Origin of the sequence: Alicyclobacillus sp. TC, from assembly GCF_016804365.1 — a bacterium.
Taxonomy (GTDB): domain Bacteria; phylum Bacillota; class Bacilli; order Alicyclobacillales; family Alicyclobacillaceae; genus Alicyclobacillus_I; species Alicyclobacillus_I tolerans.
Genome location: NZ_CP044434.1, coordinates 2,214,368 through 2,236,827, shown reverse-complemented (window position 1 = coordinate 2,236,827; position 22,460 = coordinate 2,214,368). Strand labels below are relative to the sequence as shown.

At 45.9% G+C, this 22,460-nt stretch carries 17 protein-coding genes; 9 read left to right on the top strand and 8 right to left on the bottom strand.

Annotated elements, in window-relative coordinates; all coding sequences use genetic code 11:
* Position 1: 1 nt before the first annotated feature.
* The 6 genes from acnA to FY534_RS11025 form a co-directional block, all read right to left on the bottom strand.
* A complete protein-coding gene (gene acnA / locus FY534_RS11050) occupies positions 2-2,713 on the bottom strand; it encodes an aconitate hydratase AcnA (RefSeq protein ID WP_203114577.1) in 2,712 nt (903 codons plus the stop codon).
* 105 nt (positions 2,714-2,818) lie between these two features.
* On the bottom strand, positions 2,819-3,985 hold the full coding sequence (locus tag FY534_RS11045; protein WP_203114576.1) for a THUMP domain-containing class I SAM-dependent RNA methyltransferase: 1,167 nt from the start codon (positions 3,983-3,985) through the stop codon (positions 2,819-2,821).
* Positions 3,986-4,088: 103 nt separating this feature from the next.
* Entirely contained in the window at positions 4,089-5,054 is a 966-nt protein-coding gene (locus tag FY534_RS11040) for an MraY family glycosyltransferase (protein WP_072874815.1), read from the bottom strand.
* Complete coding sequence (locus FY534_RS11035; RefSeq protein WP_203114575.1) at positions 5,051-6,256, bottom strand: ornithine--oxo-acid transaminase; 1,206 nt, start codon at positions 6,254-6,256, stop codon at positions 5,051-5,053. The genes FY534_RS11040 and FY534_RS11035 overlap by 4 nt, the downstream gene beginning before the upstream one ends.
* 166 nt (positions 6,257-6,422) lie before the next feature.
* Entirely contained in the window at positions 6,423-6,629 is a 207-nt protein-coding gene (locus FY534_RS11030) for a YjzC family protein (RefSeq protein ID WP_072874813.1), read from the bottom strand.
* A gap of 106 nt (positions 6,630-6,735) precedes the next feature.
* Positions 6,736-7,803 (bottom strand): class I fructose-bisphosphate aldolase, encoded by a 1,068-nt coding sequence (locus FY534_RS11025; protein ID WP_203114574.1) that lies wholly within the window; start codon positions 7,801-7,803, stop codon positions 6,736-6,738.
* 221 nt (positions 7,804-8,024) lie between these two features.
* Here FY534_RS11025 and ispG point away from each other — a divergent pair, with 221 nt between their 5' ends.
* From ispG to FY534_RS11010, 3 genes are all read left to right on the top strand, one after another.
* Positions 8,025-9,125, top strand: coding sequence for a flavodoxin-dependent (E)-4-hydroxy-3-methylbut-2-enyl-diphosphate synthase (ispG, locus tag FY534_RS11020; protein WP_203114573.1), 1,101 nt, complete (start codon positions 8,025-8,027; stop codon positions 9,123-9,125).
* A gap of 216 nt (positions 9,126-9,341) precedes the next feature.
* The gene (locus tag FY534_RS11015; RefSeq protein WP_203114572.1) at positions 9,342-10,931 is read left to right on the top strand and encodes an APC family permease; all 1,590 of its coding nucleotides are present in this window, start codon (positions 9,342-9,344) and stop codon (positions 10,929-10,931) included.
* A gap of 215 nt (positions 10,932-11,146) precedes the next feature.
* Positions 11,147-11,899, top strand: coding sequence for a gamma-glutamyl-gamma-aminobutyrate hydrolase family protein (locus tag FY534_RS11010; protein ID WP_203114571.1), 753 nt, complete (start codon positions 11,147-11,149; stop codon positions 11,897-11,899).
* Positions 11,900-12,031: 132 nt separating this feature from the next.
* Here FY534_RS11010 and FY534_RS11005 read toward each other — a convergent pair whose 3' ends face one another.
* Together FY534_RS11005 and FY534_RS11000 are read right to left on the bottom strand one after the other, a co-directional pair.
* The gene (locus tag FY534_RS11005) at positions 12,032-13,804 is read right to left on the bottom strand and encodes a peptide ABC transporter substrate-binding protein (RefSeq protein WP_203115610.1); all 1,773 of its coding nucleotides are present in this window, start codon (positions 13,802-13,804) and stop codon (positions 12,032-12,034) included.
* A gap of 239 nt (positions 13,805-14,043) precedes the next feature.
* A complete protein-coding gene (locus FY534_RS11000; RefSeq protein WP_203114570.1) occupies positions 14,044-15,840 on the bottom strand; it encodes a peptide ABC transporter substrate-binding protein in 1,797 nt (598 codons plus the stop codon).
* 263 nt (positions 15,841-16,103) lie between these two features.
* Here FY534_RS11000 and hisC point away from each other — a divergent pair, with 263 nt between their 5' ends.
* The 6 genes from hisC (at position 16,104) to paaA (ending at position 22,376) form a co-directional block, all read left to right on the top strand.
* Positions 16,104-17,231 carry a histidinol-phosphate transaminase gene (hisC, locus tag FY534_RS10995; protein ID WP_203114569.1) on the top strand — a complete coding sequence of 376 codons (1,128 nt, stop codon included), beginning with the start codon at positions 16,104-16,106 and terminating at the stop codon, positions 17,229-17,231.
* A gap of 147 nt (positions 17,232-17,378) precedes the next feature.
* Positions 17,379-18,419, top strand: coding sequence for a pyruvate dehydrogenase (acetyl-transferring) E1 component subunit alpha (pdhA, locus tag FY534_RS10990; RefSeq protein WP_370541573.1), 1,041 nt, complete (start codon positions 17,379-17,381; stop codon positions 18,417-18,419).
* Positions 18,416-19,402: an alpha-ketoacid dehydrogenase subunit beta gene (locus FY534_RS10985; protein WP_304503215.1), complete on the top strand. Its 987-nt coding sequence runs from the start codon at positions 18,416-18,418 to the stop codon at positions 19,400-19,402. The genes pdhA and FY534_RS10985 overlap by 4 nt, the downstream gene beginning before the upstream one ends.
* A complete protein-coding gene (locus FY534_RS10980; RefSeq protein ID WP_238413521.1) occupies positions 19,399-20,715 on the top strand; it encodes a dihydrolipoamide acetyltransferase family protein in 1,317 nt (438 codons plus the stop codon). The genes FY534_RS10985 and FY534_RS10980 overlap by 4 nt, the downstream gene beginning before the upstream one ends.
* A gap of 77 nt (positions 20,716-20,792) precedes the next feature.
* The gene (locus FY534_RS14705) at positions 20,793-21,425 is read left to right on the top strand and encodes a TetR/AcrR family transcriptional regulator (protein WP_072872778.1); all 633 of its coding nucleotides are present in this window, start codon (positions 20,793-20,795) and stop codon (positions 21,423-21,425) included.
* Positions 21,426-21,431: 6 nt separating this feature from the next.
* Positions 21,432-22,376 (top strand): 1,2-phenylacetyl-CoA epoxidase subunit PaaA, encoded by a 945-nt coding sequence (paaA, locus tag FY534_RS10970; protein WP_203114568.1) that lies wholly within the window; start codon positions 21,432-21,434, stop codon positions 22,374-22,376.
* Positions 22,377-22,460: the final 84 nt, after the last annotated feature.

Sequence of the window (22,460 nt, the reverse complement as noted above, 5' to 3'; positions counted from 1 at the left end):
GTTACGCTTCCATAAAGTTGCGTAATACAGTCTGGAGAATACCGCCATTGCGGTAGTACTCAATTTCCACATGACTGTCAAGGCGCAGTGTAACAGGGAATGATACGCTTGAACCGTCTTCTTTGTGGGCAACCACTTTGAGTTCTTGGCGAGGAGTTAACTCACCATCCAAGCCTTCAATCGTAAAGGTTTCGCGGCCTGTCAGGCCATGAGTTTCAGCGCTCTCACCATTTTTAAACTGTAATGGTAATACACCCATACCTACCAGGTTACTGCGGTGGATGCGTTCAAAACTCTCCGCAATGACTGCTTTCACACCCAATAAGTATGTTCCTTTAGCAGCCCAGTCACGGGAAGAACCAGTACCGTATTCTTTACCAGCAAGAATAATCAGCGGCAAATGGTTTTCCTGATATTTCATAGCTGCATCGTAAATGGGCATGACTTCGCCATTCGGGAAATAGGTGGTATAGCCTCCTTCAGTGCCTGGGGCAATCTTATTGCGAATACGAATATTCGCAAACGTTCCTCTCATCATTACCTCATGATTGCCGCGCCGTGATCCGTAAGAGTTAAAATCATAAGGCTCTACTTTGTGATCTACCAAATATTTTCCAGCTGGGCTATTGACAGCAATATTGCCGGCTGGCGAAATATGGTCGGTAGTGACAGAGTCGCCAAGGTAAGCGAGTACACGAGCCTCTTTAATGTTTTCAGCAGGAGGCAGTTCCTTACTAAGACCGACAAAGAAGGGAGGATGTTGGATATAAGTTGATTGTTCATCCCAAGCGTAGAGCTCTCCCTGTGGGATGTCGAGTGCGTTCCAACGCTCGTTGCCTTGGAAAACTTCCGAATAGCGGCTTTGGAATAGCTTGGCGTCCATTGCCAAGTTGACCGCATCAGCCACTTCTTTGCTGCTTGGCCAGATATCTTTCAAATACACCGGTTGACCGTCTTTGCCTGTGCCAAGTGGTTCGCTTGTCAAATCAATATCGACACTGCCAGCGAGAGCATAAGCTACTACAAGCGGCGGTGAAGCCAGATAGTTAGCTCGCACTAAAGAGTGGATGCGGCCTTCAAAGTTGCGGTTGCCAGAAAGTACAGCCGCTACGAGTAAATCATTCTCACGGATTGGCCCTGCAATCTCTTCCGGCAAAGGTCCACTATTTCCGATACAAGTGGTACATCCATAACCAACCACATCGAATCCAATTTGAGCCAACGAGTTGAGTAAGCCTGCTTTTTCCAGGTAATCTGTTACTACTCTGGAACCGGGAGCCAGGCTGGTTTTCACATATTTCGGAGGGGTGAGACCTTTTTCTACAGCTTTTTTAGCCAACAGACCAGCACCCATCATGACATATGGGTTAGAAGTGTTGGTACAACTGGTAATGGCTGCAATGGCCACAGCACCTGGTTTCATGGTGGAGGTCGATCCGTCTGGATGATGAATAGTCACTTCTTTCTTGCGGCCAGCTTCATCAAGACCAAATCCGCCTTTATCGACCGGAGTTTGCATGCCATTTTCAAAGGTCGATTTCATATCGCTAAGTTTGATACTGTCTTGTGGACGTTTTGGACCAGCCATGGTGGGTTGAACCGTAGCCAAGTCGAGTTCCAATGTGTCTGTAAATACTGGATCAGTCATACTGTCAGTCCGGAACAAGCCTTGCGCTTTGCAGTAAGTTTCCACAAGCTGTACAAGTTCTTCTTCACGACCAGTATTGCGCAGATAGTTGAGCGTCTCACTGTCTACTGGGAAAAAGCCCATGGTTGCTCCATATTCGGGTGCCATGTTGGCAACAGTAGCGCGATCGGCCAATGAAATATTGGAAAGTCCAGAACCATAAAACTCTACAAATTTTCCTACTACGCCTTTTTTACGCAACATGTGGGTGACGGTCAAGGCTAAATCTGTAGCTGTAGCGCCTTCTGGTAACTGGCCGGTTAGTTTGAATCCAATAACTTCAGGTAACAGTTGATAGAGAGGTTGACCTAGCATACAAGCTTCGGCTTCAATTCCACCAACCCCCCAGCCCAAAACACCAATGCCGTTAATCATGGTTGTATGGGAGTCAGTGCCTACGAGTGAGTCAGGGAAGACAACTATTTCGTTACCCTCTTGCTTTTGTTGGACAACTTTCGCTAAATATTCGAGGTTGACCTGGTGAACAATACCGGTTCCAGGCGGCACTACGCGGAAATTGTCAAAGGCGGTTTGTGCCCAACGCAAAAATTTGTAGCGTTCTTCATTGCGTTCAAATTCTTTGTTGATGTTAAATTGCAATGCTTCAGCAGAGCCGAAAGCATCTACTTGTACGGAGTGGTCAATAACTAAATCCACTGGAATGAGGGGATTAATGCGTTTAGGATCACCACCCAGAGTATGCATAGCAGCACGCAGGGCAGCTAGATCGACCACCGCAGGCACTCCTGTAAAATCCTGCAGGAGGATACGTGCAGGCTTAAAAGGCACATCAGCGCTTTGTGGTTTCGGTGCATTCCAATTGGCTAAATCCCGAACATGTTGCTCAGTAATTACTCGTCCGTCCGCCTGTCGCAAAACAGCTTCCAGTAGAATTTTAATGGAAAAAGGAAGACGCGAGACGGAGCCAACTCCAGCCTGTTCCAGTGCCGGCAAGGAATAATAAATATAATTCTTATTGCCAACCTGGAGGTTTTGGCGGGCTTGGAACAGATTGTTTTCTGCCATGTTGAGCACTCCTTTGCTACTATGAGTTCTAGAATATTTTCGCAGACGAAAGGTTCCTTGTAAAATCGATATCCTTTTTTTCGATAGGGATATCACAGGAAAAAATCACAGAACATTCGGTCCTGTCTGTAGCCAGATATCATCTGGACGAGGCGGTAGAGGTCCAATGTTCTGGTAAAACTGGGTTTCTAAACGTCCATTATAGAGTTTGCGACGCTTATGGATAGGTGCTTGAAAGTATTGTTCATAACTGCGATCGCTGGTAATGACAAAAACAGACCAATTTGGATTTTCTTGCTTCATGCGCGAAAGTTCTCGATAGATGTTCGGGAGTTCTGTCCGTTCTCCCATGCGTTCGCCGTAGGGAGGATTGGTAATAATGCAGCCAAACTCGCCATTTGTATGAACATCGGTAATGTTTTTTTTATAAATTTTTACATCTTCTCCTACTCCAGCTTGACGCGCATGATATTCCGCATAAGAAAGGACATCGGCATTGTAATCACTGGCTGTGATATTCAATTCCACATTTTGACGACGGGATTCGCGCGCCTCTTCTCGGGCCATTTGCCAAATTTGTGGAGTGAGAGCCGGCCATTCTTCACTGGCAAAGCTACGACGCAAACCTGGCGCTTGATTTCGCCCAATCATGGCTGCTTCAATGGCAATGGTTCCAGAACCACAGAGCGGATCGAGCAAAGGGCGATGTCCTTGCCATCGACTCAGCAAAACTAATCCCGCTGCTAAAGTTTCGCGAAGAGGGGCCGTGGCCGTGAGTTTACGATAACCGCGTTTATGCAGACCAATACCGCTGCTGTCTAGCCAAATTTGACATTGATTTTTGTGCAGTATAAAAGTGAAAGCAAACAGTGGGCCATTTTCAGGTAATTCATAAACTCCGAATTGTTCACGCATGGTTTCTACCAGTGCTTTTTTAACAATACTCTGACAAGCAGGTACGCTGTGTAACTGAGACTGTACTGAACGTCCTGTAACAGGAAAGCGTGCATCAGACGTTAACCAATCTTTGAGACGAATTTCCTTTGTTCCAGTGAAAAGTTGTTCAAAAGTGCGTGCTTCAAACTCAGCAAGTTTAATATAAACTCTGTCCGCTGTTCTTAACCAAAGATTTGCGTAGACAAGTGCAGCAACTGGTCCTGTAAATTCCACATACCCATTCATCGTTTGTGTGTTTTCAAAGCCAAGATTGTGAAGTTCGCGAGCAACCACGGATTCCAATCCGAAAGCTGCTGTCGCGATGAATTGAAACATAGTCAATCTCCTTTTTAGCCAACTGCATGTAAAGTTAGCAGTTACCGTCAAGTTAAGTGATTCATTGTTTTATCAAGACAAACGTGCGCAAGAATGGCCCGTTTCAACGGGCCGATAGCAAGAGAACTATCATGGAGGCTAGCGAGAAACACGCACTCAGGAGATAAATCAAGGCAACCGTTTGGCGTTGTGAAAAACCAGCTCGCAATAGACTGTGATGGACGTGCGATTTATCAGGCTTGTACACGGGTTGACCGCGCCATGCGCGAATCAGCACTACACGTAAGGCATCAAAAATGGGTACACCCAAAGCTAAAACAGGGACGACAATGGATACGATTGTAGCGGATTTGAAGGAACCAATAGCAGCAATACTACCAAGTGTATAACCTAAAACAGTACTTCCAGCATCCCCCATAATAATCTTGGCAGGGTGGAAGTTGTGGCGCAAAAATCCAAGCGCTGCACCTACGACAGCTAAGGCGAATATAGCTGATGCGTGATCAGTTTTAAGCAGAGCTACAAAAAATAAAGTGATGCCTGAAATTGCAGCAATGCCAGCTGCCAGCCCATCTACACCGTCCAGAAAATTAAAGACATTAATCACGCCTACAATCCAGACAACAGTAATGATTTGAGCCAGAAGATGCGGCATTACAATAAAGCCGGGTGAATCAAAAGGTGAACTGACCACACGGATAACTCCACCGAATGCAGGTACCATCAAGGCGGCAATAATTTGAATCATAAATCGAACAGCTACGGAAAAATCTTTTCCGCGAGTTTTATAAAAATCGTCTATGACGCCAATCAAAAACAATAAAAACGCGCCGACCATAACACCGAAATAAGGGGAAGCCAAAGATTTTAACTTTATAAAATAAAGAATACCTGCTGCCAAGATACCCATGAAAATAGCTGCACCGCCAAGTAACGGGAGAGGTTGCTGATGAATTTTTCGATCGTTGGGCAAATCAACAAATTTCCATCGCATTGCTAATTTGCGAGCAGCAGGAGTGCAGATAAACGAGAGAATGAAAGCGATACAGCCAGGCAACCAGACGTTCATTGTTGCAACACCGCACGAATACGTGTAAGTGCATCATCCAATTCCGGTTTTTCAATAATCAATGGCGGCGCAAAGCGAATGACATTTTCGTGTGTCTCTTTGCAGAGAAGCCCACGTTGCATCAGTGCTTCGCAGTAGGGGCGGGCAGATGTATCCAGTTCAAGCCCAATAAACAAACCCCGTCCTCTCACTTGAACAATGTGTCGATTTTGGATTTGTTGCAGGTTATGCAAAAAATATTTGCCCAGCTCCAGTGAGCGTTCAGCCAAATTCTCTTCTAAAGTGACATCTATGGCTGCAATGGCGACAGCGCAAGCAAGCGGATTTCCGCCAAATGTCGAACCGTGTGAACCCGGATTGAAGACATCCAGAATTTCTTTCTTTGCAGCTACAGCGGAGATAGGAAAAACTCCACCGCCCAACGCTTTACCAAGAATGTACATATCAGGTTTTACATTTTCCCAGTCACAAGCAAACATTTTACCTGTTCGTCCAAATCCTGTTTGAATTTCATCAGCAATAAACAGGACACGATTGGCTTGGCAAAGTTCCAGAGCTTGTTTCAGATATCCCTCCGGTGGCAGGATAATACCAGCTTCTCCTTGAATAGGCTCTATTAAGAAAGCGGCCGTATTTTCTGTAATCGCGTTTTGTAAAGCTTGAATGTCACCGTAAGGAATCACTTTAAATCCTGGTGTGAGGGGTCCAAACTGACGCTGATATTCTTTTTCTGAAGACATCGAGATTGCGGTGACCGTGCGACCGTGAAAATTACCTTGACAGACAATAATTTCCGCTTGATGGTCAGCTACCCCTTTTACCTCATAAGCCCAGCGCCTAGCCGCTTTGATAGCTGTTTCTACTGCTTCAGCACCTGTATTCATAGGGAGTACTTTGTCCATCTTCGTCAGCCGGCAAAGTTTTTCATAAAAGAGTCCCAAATTATCACTATGAAACGCGCGTGACGTGAGTGTAACGCGATCGGCCTGCTCTTTGAGAGCAGCGATGATGCGAGGATGTCTATGCCCTGGATTAAGCGCGGAATAAGCGCTTAGCATGTCCATATAGCGATTGCCTTCGGGATCCTCCACCCAAATTCTTTCCGCTTTGCTTACGACGATGGGCAATGGATGATAATTATGTGCGCCAAGCCGTTCTGTCTGTTCCATGATGATTTGCGATCTCGATAGGTTTTGAGACATATTCATACCCCTTCCATACACTGTCAACCTTTTGGGTCACAGCTTGAACCCTTGCTGATTTCAATATCTTTTGGCAGCTTGGCGCTGGCCATCAGCCAACGCCAGTGCCAGTCAGTGCCGGATAGATAAAGATTTCAGAGTGCGTCAATGCACCAAGATACTGAATTCAGTTGCGATGTTTCACGTCACCATTTTTGACGCGTGTCCACTTTCGGTTACCATTGGTTGTGCGTGGAAACCGATCGCCTTTATGCAGGTGGAGTTCACGCGCATGCAGGATTCCTTCACTGTCTGGGTGTTCGCCAATTTCTCGATATACGCCGTCATTGGGTACTTCCCATCCGGGTTCAAACTGGTTATGCTCTCCGCCCATCTGGAACGCCTCCTCATGCATTGGAACTGCAACTGTCCTTTTCACAGTATGCTTTGGCGTTGGGCGAATCTATGCATGTACAACAGGATTGACCCATTGTACCATTTTAGGCGAGTGTAACCTCTTTGCAGAGGTAGACATCCTGAATCGCATGCAAAAGCGCAGCACCTTCCTGCATGGGGCGTTGGAACGCTTTGCGACCAGATATTAGTCCCATACCACCAGCTCGTTTGTTGATAACCGCAGTACGGACGGCTTCAGCAAAATCATTCTCGCCGCTGGCGCCGCCAGAGTTAATAAGACCAATTCTTCCCATATAACAATTGGCTACTTGATAGCGCGTCAAGTCGATGGGATGGGGGCTGGTCAATTCCGTGTAGATGCGTTCGTCGGTTTTTCCGTAAGAACTTCCTTCCATATTAAGAGCTTTAAATCCTCCATTGGTTTCGGGAAGTTTTTGTTTGATAATATCAGCTTCAATGGTTACACCGAGATGATTGGCTTGACCTGTCAAGTCTGCAGCCAAATGATAGTCTGTTTTGCCTTGCTTAAACTGCGGATTACGCAAGTAACACCATAAAATCGTAAACATTCCAAGCTCGTGGGCTCGTGCAAATGCCTCACTGACTTCTTGCAATTGGCGAGTGGATTCATCAGAACCGAAGTAGATGGTAGCTCCAATTCCAGCTGCCCCCATATCGTAAGCCTGCTGAACATTGGCAAACATGACCTGATCGAACTTGTTTGGGTATGTGAGCAGTTCATTGTGATTAATCTTTACAATAAAAGGAATCTTGTGTGCGTACTTGCGAGATGTCAATGCTAAAACACCAAGAGTGGATGCAACGCCATTGCATCCGCCTTCCAAAGCCAATTTCACAATGTTTTCCGGATTGAAGTAAGCTGGATTTTTAGCAAATGAAGCACCTGCAGAATGTTCAATCCCTTGATCCACCGGCAAGATGGAAACATAGCCTGTACCTGCTAAACGACCGGTGTCAAGCAATCTCTGTAAGTTGCCTAGCACACGGTTGTTTCGGTTGGATGCAGCAAAAACGTCATCAACCGCTGTTGCTGACGGAGCATATAAATCACTGGCTGGGATGGTCTGGCTGACATGTTCCAGTAAATCATCAGCTTCTTGACCTAAATATTCGCGAATTTTTTCAATCATAGGGGAGCCACTCCTTCGCCCGGGTTCATTTGCATCCGCTTTAAGCAGTTTGCGTCTTGAATGCCCGAATCTTGTTTTGTACGATTATTAATGTAGCAGAAAGTAGGCACTTGGCAAATACGGCCATTCAGTGTCCCGCTGATTCTTGATAAAGAATGAATTGACAAGTAAGTCGAATCTGATGATTGAACCTGTTTAAAACGGAGAGGAGTCCATTTATTTTGTATACACGTGAGAAAACACGACCCGTACGTGTCGGTGATTTGGTCATTGGCGGAAATCATCAAGTCGTCATACAGAGTATGACGACAACGAAGACAGCGGATGTCAAAGCTACAGTTGCTGAGATTCTTCGTCTGGAAGAAGCAGGTTGTCAGGTGGTTCGTGTAACGGTCAACACACGAGAAGCGGCTGCTGCCATTCCTGAAATTAAGAAGCAAATTCACATCCCTTTGGTTGCAGATATTCACTTTGATTATCGTCTTGCTTTAGAGGCCATTCGCGGTGGAGTAGATAAGGTACGTATTAATCCAGGCAACATCGGCAAGCGGGAACGAGTGGAGGAAGTGGTCAAGGCTTGTAAGGAGCGACAAATTCCGATACGTATTGGCGTAAATGCCGGTTCGCTTGAACGCCATATATTAGAGAAATATGGCTATCCAACTGCAGAAGGAATGTTAGAAAGTGCACTCCATCACATTCGTATTTTAGAAGAGCTTGATTTTTACGACATTATTGTATCCATGAAAGCGTCTGATGTACCGCTTGCCATTGAATCCTATCGTTTGGCTGCAGAATCATTTCCCTATCCGTTGCATTTGGGAATCACTGAGTCGGGTACTTTGTTTGGCGGTACTATCAAAAGTTCAGCGGGGCTAGGAACACTTTTACAAATGGGGATCGGCAATACCATGCGCGTTTCTTTGTCGGCCGATCCGGTTGAAGAAATCCGCGTTGCCCGTGAGCTTTTGAAAACTTTTCACATAGTCTCTGATGCGGTCACCATTGTCTCCTGTCCGACGTGTGGACGTATCGATATCGATCTTATTTCACTTGCTAGTGAGATTGAACGTTTCACTGAAAATATTCGCGCTCCCATTAAAGTCTCCGTACTTGGTTGTGCGGTCAACGGACCTGGAGAGGCGCGTGAAGCGGATATAGGTGTTGCTGGCGCTCGTGGAGAAGGATTATTGTTCCGGCGCGGCGAAGTCGTCCGCAAGGTTCCGGAGCAGGAATTACTGGACGAATTAAAGAAAGAAATACTTATCATGGCTAAGCGATATGAAGAAACGGGCAGTATCTACGAAGAAGGGGAGATCTGAAAAGCGTAATCCGGAAAAATTTTTCACGCTGTTTTTCGAGAAACAGGAGACGCTATGTTTTAGCAATTCACATTCATAGACATCTCAATCGGAAATGATGTCGAGACGGGTTTCTCAAAAAAAGAAGGCAGGTCGACAAAAGGTTTAGACTTTGTCTGTCGACCGCCTTTTTTACTTCATTGCTTGGCCATGAAAATGAGGAGTAGGAGGGGTTTCATGGAAGCAGGTTTTCGCAAACAACTCGGTTTTTGGTCCCTAACAGCGGCTTCCATTGGAGGAGTGATTGGTTCCGGTTGGCTGTTTAGCGCCATGTATGCTGCTCAAGCTGCCGGTCCAGCTGCTATTTTGGCCTGGATTATTGGTGGACTTGCCATGCTTTGCGTGGGGTTGGTTTATTCAGAGCTTGGGGCGACGCGTCCTGAAGCTGGCGGTATTGTTCGCTATCCAACGTATTCAAATGGAACATTGGTCTCATCTATCGTTTCATGGAGTACCTGGATTAGCTATTCTGCTAATGCGCCAACAGAGGCTTCAGCGGTTATGCAGTATCTCAGTCATTTTTTTCCTGCTTTATATAACGGAAAATCGTTAACCGGTTTGGGGATTACTTTTGCCATATTACTTATGCTTGTTTTTGTTGTTATCAATTACTTTGGTGTACGCCTGTTTGCGCGAGTCAATAATACCATTACGGCCATTAAAGTAGGCGTTCCGCTTTTGACGATTGTAGCCCTTCTTGCTACTTCGTTTCATCCGGGAAACCTTAACAGTCCAGCAGCAGGTGGTTTTGCGCCGTATGGACTGGCAGGTGCGCTTGGTGCCATCGCTACTTCAGGAATCGTATTTGCGTATACTGGATTTCGTCAGGCCATCGATCTCTCCGGAGAAGCGGCTAATCCCAAAAGAGATGTTCCGCGCGCTGTGATCACGGTTGTGCTCGTCTCTATTGTGGTGTACCTGCTTTTGCAAATTGCCTTTATTGGTGCTTTGCCACATTCATTGTTGAGTCATGGATTTGGATCTATTAATTTCAAATCGCCTTTTGCCAATATTGCATTGCTTATTAATTTAACGTGGCTTTCGTGGATTCTATATGCGGATTCAGCTATATCTCCAACGGGCAGTGCAATTGTCTATGCGGCATCGAATGCTCGAGTTACTTATTCCATGGGAGTTAACCGTTTCTTCCCCAAATTTGTAACACGATTGCATCCCAAATATCGAGTACCTTTTGTCGCGCTCTTTATTAATATTTTACTCGGGTTCACTTTACTTTTACCGCTTCCCAGTTGGCATTCGTTAATTGCGGTAATGGGTTCATTAACGGGCTTCAGCTATGCGACAGGTGCCGTTGCTGTGATTGCTTTTCGTCGCAAAGGATTGAGTGGCAAAGATACACAAATCCGTGGTATCAACCTTATTGCTCCGATTGCTTTCGTAGTTTCTGGCCTGATTTCGTATTGGGCTGGATGGGACAAACTGAGCAAAGCCATCATCTTGCTCATCATCGGAATTATTGTATATTTCTGGTCTTATTTTCACTATAAAAAGCCACGTAAAGATATTGTTGGTGGAATATGGATGCTTGCCTATATTTTCTTAATGCTCATTTGTTCTTATCTTGGCACATTTGGCGGAAAACATTGGATTCCTGCTCCTTGGGATTCGATTGTTGTTGCTATCATGAGCTTTATCATCTTCTGGATTGGCGTGAAATCTGCCGATTGGTATATGCGTCAAGAAAAAGCGAGTCACTATGAAGAGTATATGGCTTCAGTAGATGAGAATACTGGACTTCCTGGCTGACAACATCAAATAAGCTATGCATAGAAAGATAAACACGGGGAAGCCAGCCATAAAATCCTGTCTACGCGATCGGGCCGCAAATGGAGAAGAAGCGTTACAGCGCCTCTCGACATTGCGGCTCTTTTCGGTGTAGTGTGATAAGGGCAGTCATATTTATCATTTGCATTTTGATTTACAAAACAGTTGATGAATGATTTGTGAAGGAGAGACTATCAATGGCCAAGCCGTTTATTCTTTTAACAGGTATGAGGGAGACTAAGCCATCGCGCGTTCCAGGTATGCCACTTCAGGCTGCCTCAGTCACAGATGATTATGCTCGAGGTGTAGAACGAGCAGGTGGATTACCACTTTTGGTTCCTTATTTAGAAGATATGGATCATGTAAAAGAATTGGTCGAGTTGTCAGATGGACTGTTACTGACAGGCGGAGAGGATGTAGCACCTGAAGTCTATCAAGAAGAACCGAGACATGAGCTAGGTGACTTGTCCCCCGATCGCGATAGGTTAGAAATGACCTTGATTCAAGCGATGCATCAAAAAGGCAAGCCTATTTTTGGAATATGTCGGGGTATGCAAATGTTAAACGCTGTATTTGGAGGAACGCTATATCAAGATTTGCGTCTTGAATGGGAAGGAAATATTCAGCACGCACAACGAGCTCCACGGAACTTTCTATCTCATCAAGTTAATTTGAAAGATGGGTCTCAAATTCGTTCAGCTCTCGGTGAGGTATCCGAATTGCGTGTCAACTCTTTTCACCATCAAGCAGTTCGAAAACTAGCCCCAAGATTTCAAGCTGTTGCGTATGATCCGGAAGGATTGGTGGAAGCCATGGAATCAGACAATCAGGAAACGCTGATGTTTGCTGTACAGTGGCATCCAGAAAACTTGTGGCGTGATTATCCTGTCTTTTTAGGCCTCTTCCGATTACTTGTAGATGCTGCCGCTGAGAGAAAAACCAAGTTCTAAATTTCAAACAGGATATGTCCAGTTTCTTAAAACTAAACGCTCAATATGAATGAAAACCTCCCGATTTTCTGTCATTGAGCAGAATACCGGGAGGTTTTGACGATACTGAGAAAATCTTTCGGTTAGGTAGCCTTAGCTCTGATTGGAGCTATTGGAAACCCACCAGTATTGCATTTGTGGGAAAGCTGTTGCAGCGTCCAAATACTGCAGAACGTTATGGACGTTGGATGAAGTTACCACTAAAGAAGCAATATTCAAGTTCCAAAGGAACGGTAACACATGCGCTGTGTAGTCTTCATATTGGAAGAAATTCTGCATGGTCTGTTGTTCCGTAGGATATGGTTGATGAGTTTCGGAAATTAACTTGTCTTCTTGCGGATCGCTAAATCCTGTTCCAGAAGGTGCACCCGTCTTGAACAGCTGACCGCCAGTTGGATAGAAACCAGGGCCGTTATAGTCCCAACCCGTACCAAATGCCAAATCCCATCCTGTTGGGTTTTTGCTGTTTGCAGTAACGGTCAAGAAGGTGGAGAATGGCATAGGTTTCAATGTGACATCTACACCAATTTGAGCCCAGTCTTCTTTCATCAACTCAGCCTGGTCTTCAGTAGAAGTACTACCACTAGCGTAAATCATGGTAAACTTCATCTGTTGGCCATTTTTGGTCATAACACCATTAACTTCTTTCCAACCGTGTTGCTCAAGCAATTGCTTAGCTTTCGTTGGGTTGTATGGATACGGATTTTGCAAGTTAGGATCAAGGAATTTCGTCTGTGGAACAGGCGGAATTGGACCAAAGAGCGGTTGAGCGTATCCTTTATAGATATCCTTGGCCGCACTTTCATTGTCAATGGCCATCTGCAAAGCTTGACGCACGTATAATTTGTTAAAGATAGGTGCATTTTTTGCGCCAGGATACATGTTCATTTCTGTCCAGAAAATACCAAACGGATATTCTGGCGTAATGGTGTAACCTTTAGAAGTTAAAGCGCCTTTTTCGCCCAATTGAGTCGGGTCAATATAGCCTACATTGATGTTGCCAGATTGTAAAGCGGCAAACTCGGCAGTATTAGAAGCTTCGTACTGGAAGATAATCTTATCTACCAAGCTCTTATGACCAGGATAGTTTGGGTTGGGCTTAATGACCCATTCTTGGTTTGGAGTAGCGCTGACGGGTTCAAAGGGCCCATCGACAACAGTATCAAACATTAAGTTCGTTGCGTTGCTTCCCAAGTATTTAATCTCTTGGGTCATATTGTTAGGATATTTATCCCAGGCATGCGCCGGCATAGGTGTAATTTGAATAATGCCATTATATTCAAACCATTGCTGGTTGGCCGGTTTTTTCAAAGTAAACGTGACTTCGTAAGGCCCATTCGCTACAACGCTCTTTACACCATTTGGAATATCACCCGTACCTGCACCTACAAAAGGCCAAGGACTTGGTGCGTTACTTGCACTTGCCGCTTTAATCACATTCCAAGTAAACAAAACGTCTTTGGAAGTGACAGGTTGGCCGTCAGACCATTTCCATTTAGGATTTAGATACACGTGATAAACGGTACCCTGACTATTCGCTACAATTTTTTGTGCAATTGAAGAATTCCAATTGATTGTATAGTCGTTGTTGATCCAGAGCATCGGTTTATATAATTGATCGACCAGCTGAGTGTTGTAAACACTGTCGTTTGCCGCATTGGTGATAGGCAAAAACCAGTTTAAGTTGGTTTGAGCAGGCAATGCGTACGTTATGGTTCCACCTTTTTGAGGTGTAAGGTTGGAACTCGAACCTGCACCCTGACTGCTGTTGGTTGGGGATGTTCCACAACCTGAGACAGCCAGCAGTAAACCTGTAGAAAGTGCGCCAACCGCGAGCATGGCTCGACGGCTTTTGCGAACAGCCATTAGCTTTCTCTTCACACATATCGCCCCTTTTTATGGTGTCGTAAATCATGATTCCCTTGAATAGCCGCTGTAATTCTCAAGCAGCCCGGCAAAACAGCACGCCTCCTAATTGGAGGCGTAGACTGATTTTCATGCCGTATATGAAACTATCACAAAATCACGTATATTTCATCATGATTCGCAAAATATTTTTTTGAATTTGTATGACAAATTCACCAAATAGATAGAAATGAGACACATTAATTGCTGCTGTTGCTTTGACCCGATACCCACCAATATTGCATTTGTGGGAAATCAGTTGCGCCATTGTAATATTGTTGCACATTGTGAACATTGGACGCAGAAACTACTAATGTAGCCACATTGTTATTCCAAATAATAGGCAATTGTTTGGCCGTGAACTCTTCATAAGCAAAGAAAGCTTTCATGTTTTGAGCGTCTGTACTATATGGTTGATGGGTAGCCGCGATTAAAGCATCTTCTTCTGGATTACTGTAACCAAACCCGGATGGTGCATTGGTTGCATAAAGTTGACCGCCTGTTGGGTAGAAACCAGGTCCATTGTAGAACCAGCCTGAACCCGTGGCCATCTGCCAAGAATTCGGATCTTTAGGATTGCTTGTGACCGAAATAAGTGTGGAGAAAGGCATGGGTTTAAGGGTGACTTGAATGCCTTCTTGAGCCCAGCCCTGAACCATGAGTTCGGCTTCGTCCTGTCCTGATGTGGTACCACTCACATAAAGCATGGTGAATTTTAGCTTTTGATTACCTTTCGTCATTACACCGTTTACTTCATGCCAGCCATGTTCTTCTAAAAGTTTTTTTCCAGCTGCCGGGTTGTAGGGGTAAGGATTGTGCGTCAGGGTCGGGTCGAGGAATTGTGTTTTAGGCACGGTTGGAATTGGACCGTATGCTGGTGCCCCGTAACCATGGAAGACTGACTGATCAATAGCGTTGCGATCAATACCCATATCAATAGCCTGGCGAATGTATAGTTGATCAAAAATAGGGGCTGTTTTTGCGCCTGGGAACATATTTAATTGTGTGTTGTAGTATCCGAAACTGTATTCAGGTGTAATGGTATAGCCTTTTGAAAGAAGAGCTTGGCGCGAACCGTATTGGCTTAGGTCTAGGTATCCGACATTGACAGTACCAGATTCAAGTGCCGAAAACTCAGCAGCATTGGAAGCTTCATAAGCAAAAATCAGCTTATGAATAATACTCTTGTGCCCGTCGTATTTGGGGTTAGGAACGAGTGTCCAAGATTGGTTTGGCACAGCGTTCTTCATCATAAATGGTCCATCTACCACGGAATCAAACATAGGATTGGTGGCGTTGGCGCCCAAATACTTAATTTCTTCAGTGATATTGTTGGGATATTTATTCCATGCAGATGCTGGCATTGGAATGATTTGAATTAAACCGTTGTAAATAAACCAATGCTGGTTGGCAGGCTTATCTAAAGTGAAAGTTACCTCGTATGGGCTGTTGGCAACAACACTGGCTACTCCGTTTGGAATATCGCCAGTTCCAACTCCAACATACGGCCATGGGTTAGGTGCGTTATTGGCGCTAGCTGCCTTAATCACATTCCAACTGAAGAGAACATCTTTAGAAGTGATAGGTTGGCCGTTAGACCAGTGCCATTTGGGGTTTAAGAAAACATGATATACCGTACCTTTTTTGTTGTAAGTTATCTTACTGGCAATCGATGAATTCCAGTTGATGTTATAGTTGTTGTCAATCCAAATGAGCGGTTTATACATTTGATAGATAAGCTGGTAGTTGGCCACGCTGTCCGCAGCGGCGTTAGAAATAGGGAAAAACCAATCCAGATTGGTTTGTGGAGCCACCGCAAAAGTAATCGTACCTCCGGGTGTTGGCTGACTGTTGGAAGAGCTTCCGGTTGACGAATTGGTGTTACTTGCCGTACCACAACCAGCCACGGTCATCATCAAACCAATGGCAGCTGCGCCCAATGTGTAAGTGGATTTTCTTTTGTACCAAGATGCTGTGTGTGACTTGCGTTTTGACATTTGTTGACCCCCATGGTTTCTAAAATTTTATAAGCTTAGACGCTACTTGGATGACCGTGCGTTTAGCTTTCTTGCTGTATAGGACAGCTGGCCATTCTTTCTGAAAGAATGGTGTTATTTAATCTATCATATTCTGTCTCTGAATTCATCTGGTATTCTCAATATTTTATATATTTTTATCTTTGTGAAGAGACTTGCGAAGTTTGCTTTGAAAGCGTTAACATTAAAGAAAGCAAGCAAGCGCTTGTTTCCTGATGGAGGGGATGAATTTGACAACTCAGCATCCTGTATCCATGCGGCCACAACTGCACGGTTTAGGGGTGTATGCTCCGGGAATGCCCATTGAAGAAGTGGCTAGACGTTATGGGATCTCACGTATCATCAAATTAGCCTCAAATGAAAATCCGCGGGGTTGTTCAACGCGAGCTACTGAAGCTGTGGTGCGTGAAATGCAGCGTGCCTCGCTCTATCCTGAAGCGCTTGGACCGGAATTGCGCGCAAAAATAGCAGCACGTGAGCAACTGTCGGAAGAACAGGTACTCATTGGAAACGGATCAGACGAACTGATTCGACTCCTTACTCGCGCTTATATTGAGCCTGAAGATGAGGTGGTCATGGCGGATATTACGTTCCCGCGATATCCGACCAACGTACGTATTGAAGGTGGAACAGTACGAACTGTGCCTCTCAAAAATGGTGTTCATGACTTGGCAGCAATGTTGGAGTGTATGGGCTCACGAACGAAAATGGTTTTTGTCTGCAATCCAAACAATCCTACAGGGACTGTGGTCGACCATCATCAGCTTCTGGAATTTATTCAAGCGGTTCCTGAGAACATCATGCTGGTACTCGATGAAGCGTATATCGAGTATGTGACAGAAGAAGTTCTGGAAAGCGCGCGTCTATTGCAGAATCACCCCAATCTAGTTATTCTCCGAACCTTTTCCAAAATATATGGTCTTGCTGGATTGCGTATAGGTTACGGTTTGATGCACCCGGATATTGCGGGAGCCTTGGTGCGAGTCAAAGATGCATTCAATACGAGTCGAGTCGCACAGGTAGCCGCTTTTGCCGCGTTAGACGATCAAGCTTTTGTTCAAGCATGTCGACTGGAGAACGCCCGAGAGAGAGCGCGGGTGAGTCGGATTTTGCTTGACAAAGGTTGGGATGTATATCCATCGCAAGCGAATTTTGTGATGGCCAAAGTACAGGAAGATGGTATGAAATGGTTCCAGGCGTTGCTCAGTAAAGGGATCGTAATACGAGCGGGTCAACAATTGGAAGCGGATCCTCAGACTTTACGTATCACTATCGGCACACCCGAAGAAAACGATTTTCTTCTGGAATCTATAAATTCTCTCTATCAGGATGGAACTTTCCAATTGTCTTGAAAGATGATTAGATGAAGCGTTTATCAGTTCACCTTGAGAACTTATCTTTACAATGATGAAAGGAGTGGTCCGTGAGTGTTGGCAGAAAATGAACTCTTACAACATCCTGGTTTTACGAGTGCCGCTGAATTGACCGCTTTACCCGCTTTGCGTGTGGTCCAACCAGATGGTCAAGCGAATGAGGAACTTTTATCTCGGGTTTCTGATGAAGAATTGATAGCTATGTATCAGCAGATGCTGCGCGTTCGTCTGTTCGATCGCAAGTGTATCGCTCTGCAACGCCAAGGGAAGATGGGCACTTACGCTCCTTTTGAAGGGCAGGAAGCTGCACAAGTGGCGAGCGCCGTATGCCTGGCAAATAAAGATTGGATGTTTCCTACTTACCGCGATCACGCTGCAGCCATGACTCGGGGATTGCCTATGCAGACGGTGTATCGCTACTGGATGGGACAGATGGACGGTTTTAGTGTACCGGACGAGTTGAATATTCTCCCGCCGTGCGTTCCGATTGCTACCCATTTACTGCATGGTGTGGGAGCAGCTTGGGCAGCTCGATTGCGTGACGAAGATACGGTCTCTTTCTGCTATTTCGGTGATGGTGCTACTTCAGAAGGCGATTTTCACGAGGCGCTTAATTTCGCCGGAGTCTTTCATCTGCCAGTGGTATTCTTTTGCCAGAACAACGGTTTTGCCATCAGTGTACCTTTTGCTCGTCAATCTGCGTCTCCTACAATTGCCAAGCGGGCGTCCGCGTATGGTATGGATGGCATTCGTGTGGATGGAAATGATGCAGTTGCAGTGTATCTCGCTTGTCAGACAGCTATTCACAAGGCGCGCAATGGTGGTGGACCTACTCTGATTGAGGCAGTCACGCAGCGGTTTGGCGCGCACACGACAGCAGATGATCCAACTCGCTATCGCGATCAGGCAGCTATGAACGAAGAATGGCGCCGCGAGCGCGATGCTGTGCAACGTCTGCGTTTGCTTTTGACGGCCAAGGGTCTATGGGATGACAATCGCGAAGAACAATGGATTGCCAAAGTGGGAAATGAACTGGTGAATGCTTGGGAAGAAGCGGTGGCAATGCCGTTCTCTGAGCCCATAGAGATGTTTGACCATGTCTATAGTAAAATGCCTGCGCACTTGGAGGAACAGAAAAAGTTGTTAGCAGGAGGTGGACTGGCGTGACTCGGATGTTGAATATGGTTCAAGCTATTCGTGATGCACTGGACGTCAAATTGGCAGAAGACAACCGCGTATTAGTGCTTGGTGAAGATGTGGGTGTCAACGGCGGAGTTTTCCGGGCCACGGACGGACTGCAGGATAAATATGGTCCTGAACGGGTCATTGATACGCCGCTGGCCGAATCGGGTATCATTGGTTCTTCTATTGGGTTGGCCTTAAACGGATTTCGGCCTGTAGCAGAAATTCAGTTTTTAGCTTTCATTTTTCCAGGTTTAGAACAAGTTTTTGCTCATGCAGCCAGAATGCGTTATCGCACTCGAGGGCGCTTTACAGCTCCTCTTGTCATTCGTGCTCCTTATGGCGCTGGTATTCGCGGGCCTGAATTACATTCAGAAAGTTTAGAGAGTTTATTTGCGCATACGCCAGGTCTGCGTGTGGTTGCGCCAAGCAATCCTTATGATGCTAAAGGCATGTTGATATCCGCAATGGAAGTGGACGATCCGGTCATTTTCCTTGAGCCAACTCGGCTTTACCGAGCAGGGACACGTGATGTTCCAGAAGGCAGCTATCGTGTGTCGCTTGAGAAGGCTGAACGTTTGACGGAAGGTAGAGATGTATCGCTGTTTGCTTGGGGAGCTATGGTACCTGTAGCGTTGCGAGCGGCGGAACAATTGGAGAAGGAGCAAGGATTGAGCGCAGAAGTGATTGATTTGCGTTCTTTGATGCCGCTTGACAAGGAGACCATTCTTTCTTCTGTAGAGAAAACTGGTCGTGCTGTGATTGTGCATGAAGCGCATCAAACAGCTGGACTGGGTGCAGAAATTGCTGCACTTTTGGCAGATGAGGCGGTCTGGTGTTTAAGGGCGCCTATCAAACGGGTAGCGGGTTTTGATGTACCCGTGCCTCCTTTTTCTGTGGAAGACGCGTATTTACCAACAGCAGAACGCGTTTTGGCAGGACTGAAGGAAGTGGTGATGGCTGAATGAGCACTACAATGATTCAAAATGGCGAGACGACGGGTATTTATGAATTCCGACTGGCCGATATTGGTGAAGGCGTTCATACAGCTACTATTGCGCGTTGGCTGGTTGAAAAGGGGCAAAAAGTGGCTTTGGATGAACCTTTGGTACTGGTTGAAACGGACAAAGTAACAGCTGAACTGCCTTCGCCAGTAGCCGGAGAGATAGTAGAATTAGCGGCGCCAGAAGGAGCCAGTTTATCAGTGGGCGAAGTGCTCGTTAAAATTCGTACACACTCCAAGGCAGATGATAACGCTCTAAGCAAAGCTTCAACGGCAGAAACTCCCCCGCAGGCAACTGTATCTTCCATGAAAGCTGACCGAATGTTGGGGGACGTTCCTCAGGCACAAGATACAGTAAATGACAGTCCCATGTCAGGCCAAACGGCGATGGTGCGAGCTACTCCATATGTGCGGAAATTGGCGCGCAAACTGGGAGTTGATTTGTTGACCGTTGTGCCTACCGGGAAAGAGGGACGCATTACGGAAGCAGATGTGCTTCACACGAGCCAATTGTCCGAACAAACCGGTCAGGAGAAATCTAAACTTAATTTGCAACAGCAAGCCACTTCTGTGCCCAGAGAAGAACGAATTCCATTTGCGGGTATTCGTAAAAAGATTGCTGAGCATATGGTTCACTCTGTGCGTACCATTCCACATGTAACGCATTCCGATGAAATTGAGATGGACGCTATATCGGATATATGGCAAAAAGCGAAAAAAGCGGCTGCAAGTCAAGAAATCCGTTTAACATTGCTTGCTTTTATGGCAAAAGCAGTTGCTTTGGCTATTCGTGAGTACCCCTATATCAACAGTTCCATTGATGAAGAAAAAAACGAGATTGTGCTTAAGTCTTATGTCAATTTGGGCATTGCAACCGATACAGATGCGGGACTTTTGGTACCTGTGGTAAAGGGTGTAGAGAATTTGAGTGTGCTCGAGATTGCTCAGCAAATTCAGTCTCTCACAGAAAAAGCTCGTACAGGCAAGTTGGGATTAGGGGATACTGCTGGTGGCACTTTTACCATCAGTAACATGGGTGGGATTGGAAGCCAACATGCAACTCCTATTATTCGTCATCCTGAGGCGGCGATTCTTGCTTTGCACCGCATGGAACCGCGTGTAGTGGTAAGAGACGGAGAGATGGTCATTCGCAAGATGATGAATGTGTCACTCTCATTTGATCATCGACTTTTGGATGGGGCTACGGCAGTTCGGTTCACCAATCGTGTCAAGCAACTGCTGGAGGAACCGGAGCATTGGCTGCTGAACTTGAGATAAAAAAATACTTTACAGACTGGTGGCTTCAGCATACTATAAAAACAAGCAAGCGCTTGTTTGGGAAGAGATGAGGTGCGATAACATCGGCAAAGGACAGTCTACGTGAAAGCGGTACAAAAGAGAAGGCAAGAGAATCTATTCTAGCTGCTGCCCGTAAGCTCTTTAGCGAAAAAGGGTATCACGGTACGACGATTCGCGAAATAGCAGAAGAGCGGGGGATACTGTCAGGCAGTTTATACGCCCACATTGATTCAAAAGAAGATTTACTTTTTGCTATTGCAGATGAAGGTGCCAACGCTTTCATAGACGCATTGACTCCAGTACTTGAAAAAGATGTGTCGGCTGCTGAAAAACTTCGTCTTGGCTTGGCGGCGCATATTGGTGTCATTGCTCATCGCTTGGAAGCAGCCCGCGTTTTTTTCCATGAATGGCATGCACTGGGTAAGGAACGGCGTCAAGAAATACTGGAAAAGCGTCTGAGCTATGAAGCAATGTGGGATGAAATTCTTCAACAGGGTATAAGTCAAGGGGAATTTTCGGCAGATGGCGCGCGGTTTGCCCGCTTATTGATTTTGTCCGTAGCCAACTGGGTCTATCAATGGTACAGTCCCAACGGCAGTCATAGTCCAGAGCAAATTGCCCATCAATTCTCTGCATTGATTTTGCATGGAATTGCTGCAAACCATGAAGATAAACTTGGACGGAGGTGAATCGGCATGTCGACATCGCTCGATAGAGCCCAATCAGTTGCGGATGATGCACAAAAAATGGAGCATTTTCTTGCTCGCATTGATGCGGGCGAGAAAATAGAGTCGACGGATTGGATGCCCCTGGAATATCGGTTGCTTTTGCTGCGTCTCATTCACATGCATGGCATCAGTGAAATTATGGGGGCTTATCCGGAAAAAGAGTGGGTTCCCAAAGCCCCTACTTTAGCTCGTAAACTCTCATTGCTCGCAAAAGTTCAGGATGAAATGGGCCATGGTCAGTTGCTCTTACGTGTTGCTGAAGATTTGGCAGCGCCGATTGGAGGCACGCGGGAGTCACTGATGACTGACGTATTTACGGGCAAAGTGAAATTTCACAATGTCTTTCATATGGAAGCCCCCACTTGGGCGGATGCAGGAGTGATTGGCTGGTTGGTGGATGGTGCGGCCATCATTACACAAACGGCTCTTCTTGACGGTTCATATGCGCCGTACACGCGTGTATTGCGCCGCATCTGCGCAGAAGAAAGTTTTCATATGCAACATGGAGAGTCCATTATTCTCACATTGGCAGAAGGAACCAAGGAGCAGAGAAATATGCTCCAGGAGGCGCTCAATCGTTGGTGGCCGTCCCTGCTTTTCTTTTTTGGCCCAACTGAGGTGTCCGATCCGGTTCGCAAAATGATTCGTTACAAAATTCGTGAACGCACGAATGAAGAGTTACGTCAGAAATTTCTTTCTCGTTACGTACCGCGTATTCGTGCCATCGGGTTGACCATTCCAGATCATCAACTAGCCTATGACGAGAAGAAAGGCGAGTGGACGTACACGGCGCCCGATTGGGAATATTTTGGTCGCATGGTTCGCGAGAACAACGGTCCCAAATCAGCGGAACGAGTGGCTTTGCGCCGTCAAGCACATGAAGAACAAGCGTGGGCACGAGTGATTGGCTAAGCCGTCCCAGCTTTCCGCAGTCCGAAAGCAAGTGGCCTATTCTTACGAGATTTTTCTTAGGCCTATGAAAGCGAGTGATACAGT

Excerpts from the sequence above, each read along its gene's own strand:
- acnA (WP_203114577.1), bottom strand. The coding sequence starts at position 2,713 with ATGGCAGAAAACAATCTGTTCCAAGCCCGCCAAAACCTCCAGGTTGGC.
- FY534_RS11045 (WP_203114576.1), bottom strand. The coding sequence starts at position 3,985 with ATGTTTCAATTCATCGCGACAGCAGCTTTCGGATTGGAATCCGTGGTT.
- FY534_RS11040 (WP_072874815.1), bottom strand. The coding sequence starts at position 5,054 with ATGAACGTCTGGTTGCCTGGCTGTATCGCTTTCATTCTCTCGTTTATC.
- FY534_RS11035 (WP_203114575.1), bottom strand. The coding sequence starts at position 6,256 with ATGTCTCAAAACCTATCGAGATCGCAAATCATCATGGAACAGACAGAA.
- FY534_RS11030 (WP_072874813.1), bottom strand. The coding sequence starts at position 6,629 with ATGGGCGGAGAGCATAACCAGTTTGAACCCGGATGGGAAGTACCCAAT.
- FY534_RS11025 (WP_203114574.1), bottom strand. The coding sequence starts at position 7,803 with ATGATTGAAAAAATTCGCGAATATTTAGGTCAAGAAGCTGATGATTTA.
- FY534_RS11015 (WP_203114572.1), top strand. The coding sequence starts at position 9,342 with ATGGAAGCAGGTTTTCGCAAACAACTCGGTTTTTGGTCCCTAACAGCG.
- FY534_RS11010 (WP_203114571.1), top strand. The coding sequence starts at position 11,147 with ATGGCCAAGCCGTTTATTCTTTTAACAGGTATGAGGGAGACTAAGCCA.
- FY534_RS11005 (WP_203115610.1), bottom strand. The coding sequence starts at position 13,804 with ATGGCTGTTCGCAAAAGCCGTCGAGCCATGCTCGCGGTTGGCGCACTT.
- FY534_RS11000 (WP_203114570.1), bottom strand. The coding sequence starts at position 15,840 with ATGTCAAAACGCAAGTCACACACAGCATCTTGGTACAAAAGAAAATCC.
- hisC (WP_203114569.1), top strand. The coding sequence starts at position 16,104 with ATGAATTTGACAACTCAGCATCCTGTATCCATGCGGCCACAACTGCAC.
- FY534_RS10980 (WP_238413521.1), top strand. The coding sequence starts at position 19,399 with ATGAGCACTACAATGATTCAAAATGGCGAGACGACGGGTATTTATGAA.
- paaA (WP_203114568.1), top strand. The coding sequence starts at position 21,432 with ATGTCGACATCGCTCGATAGAGCCCAATCAGTTGCGGATGATGCACAA.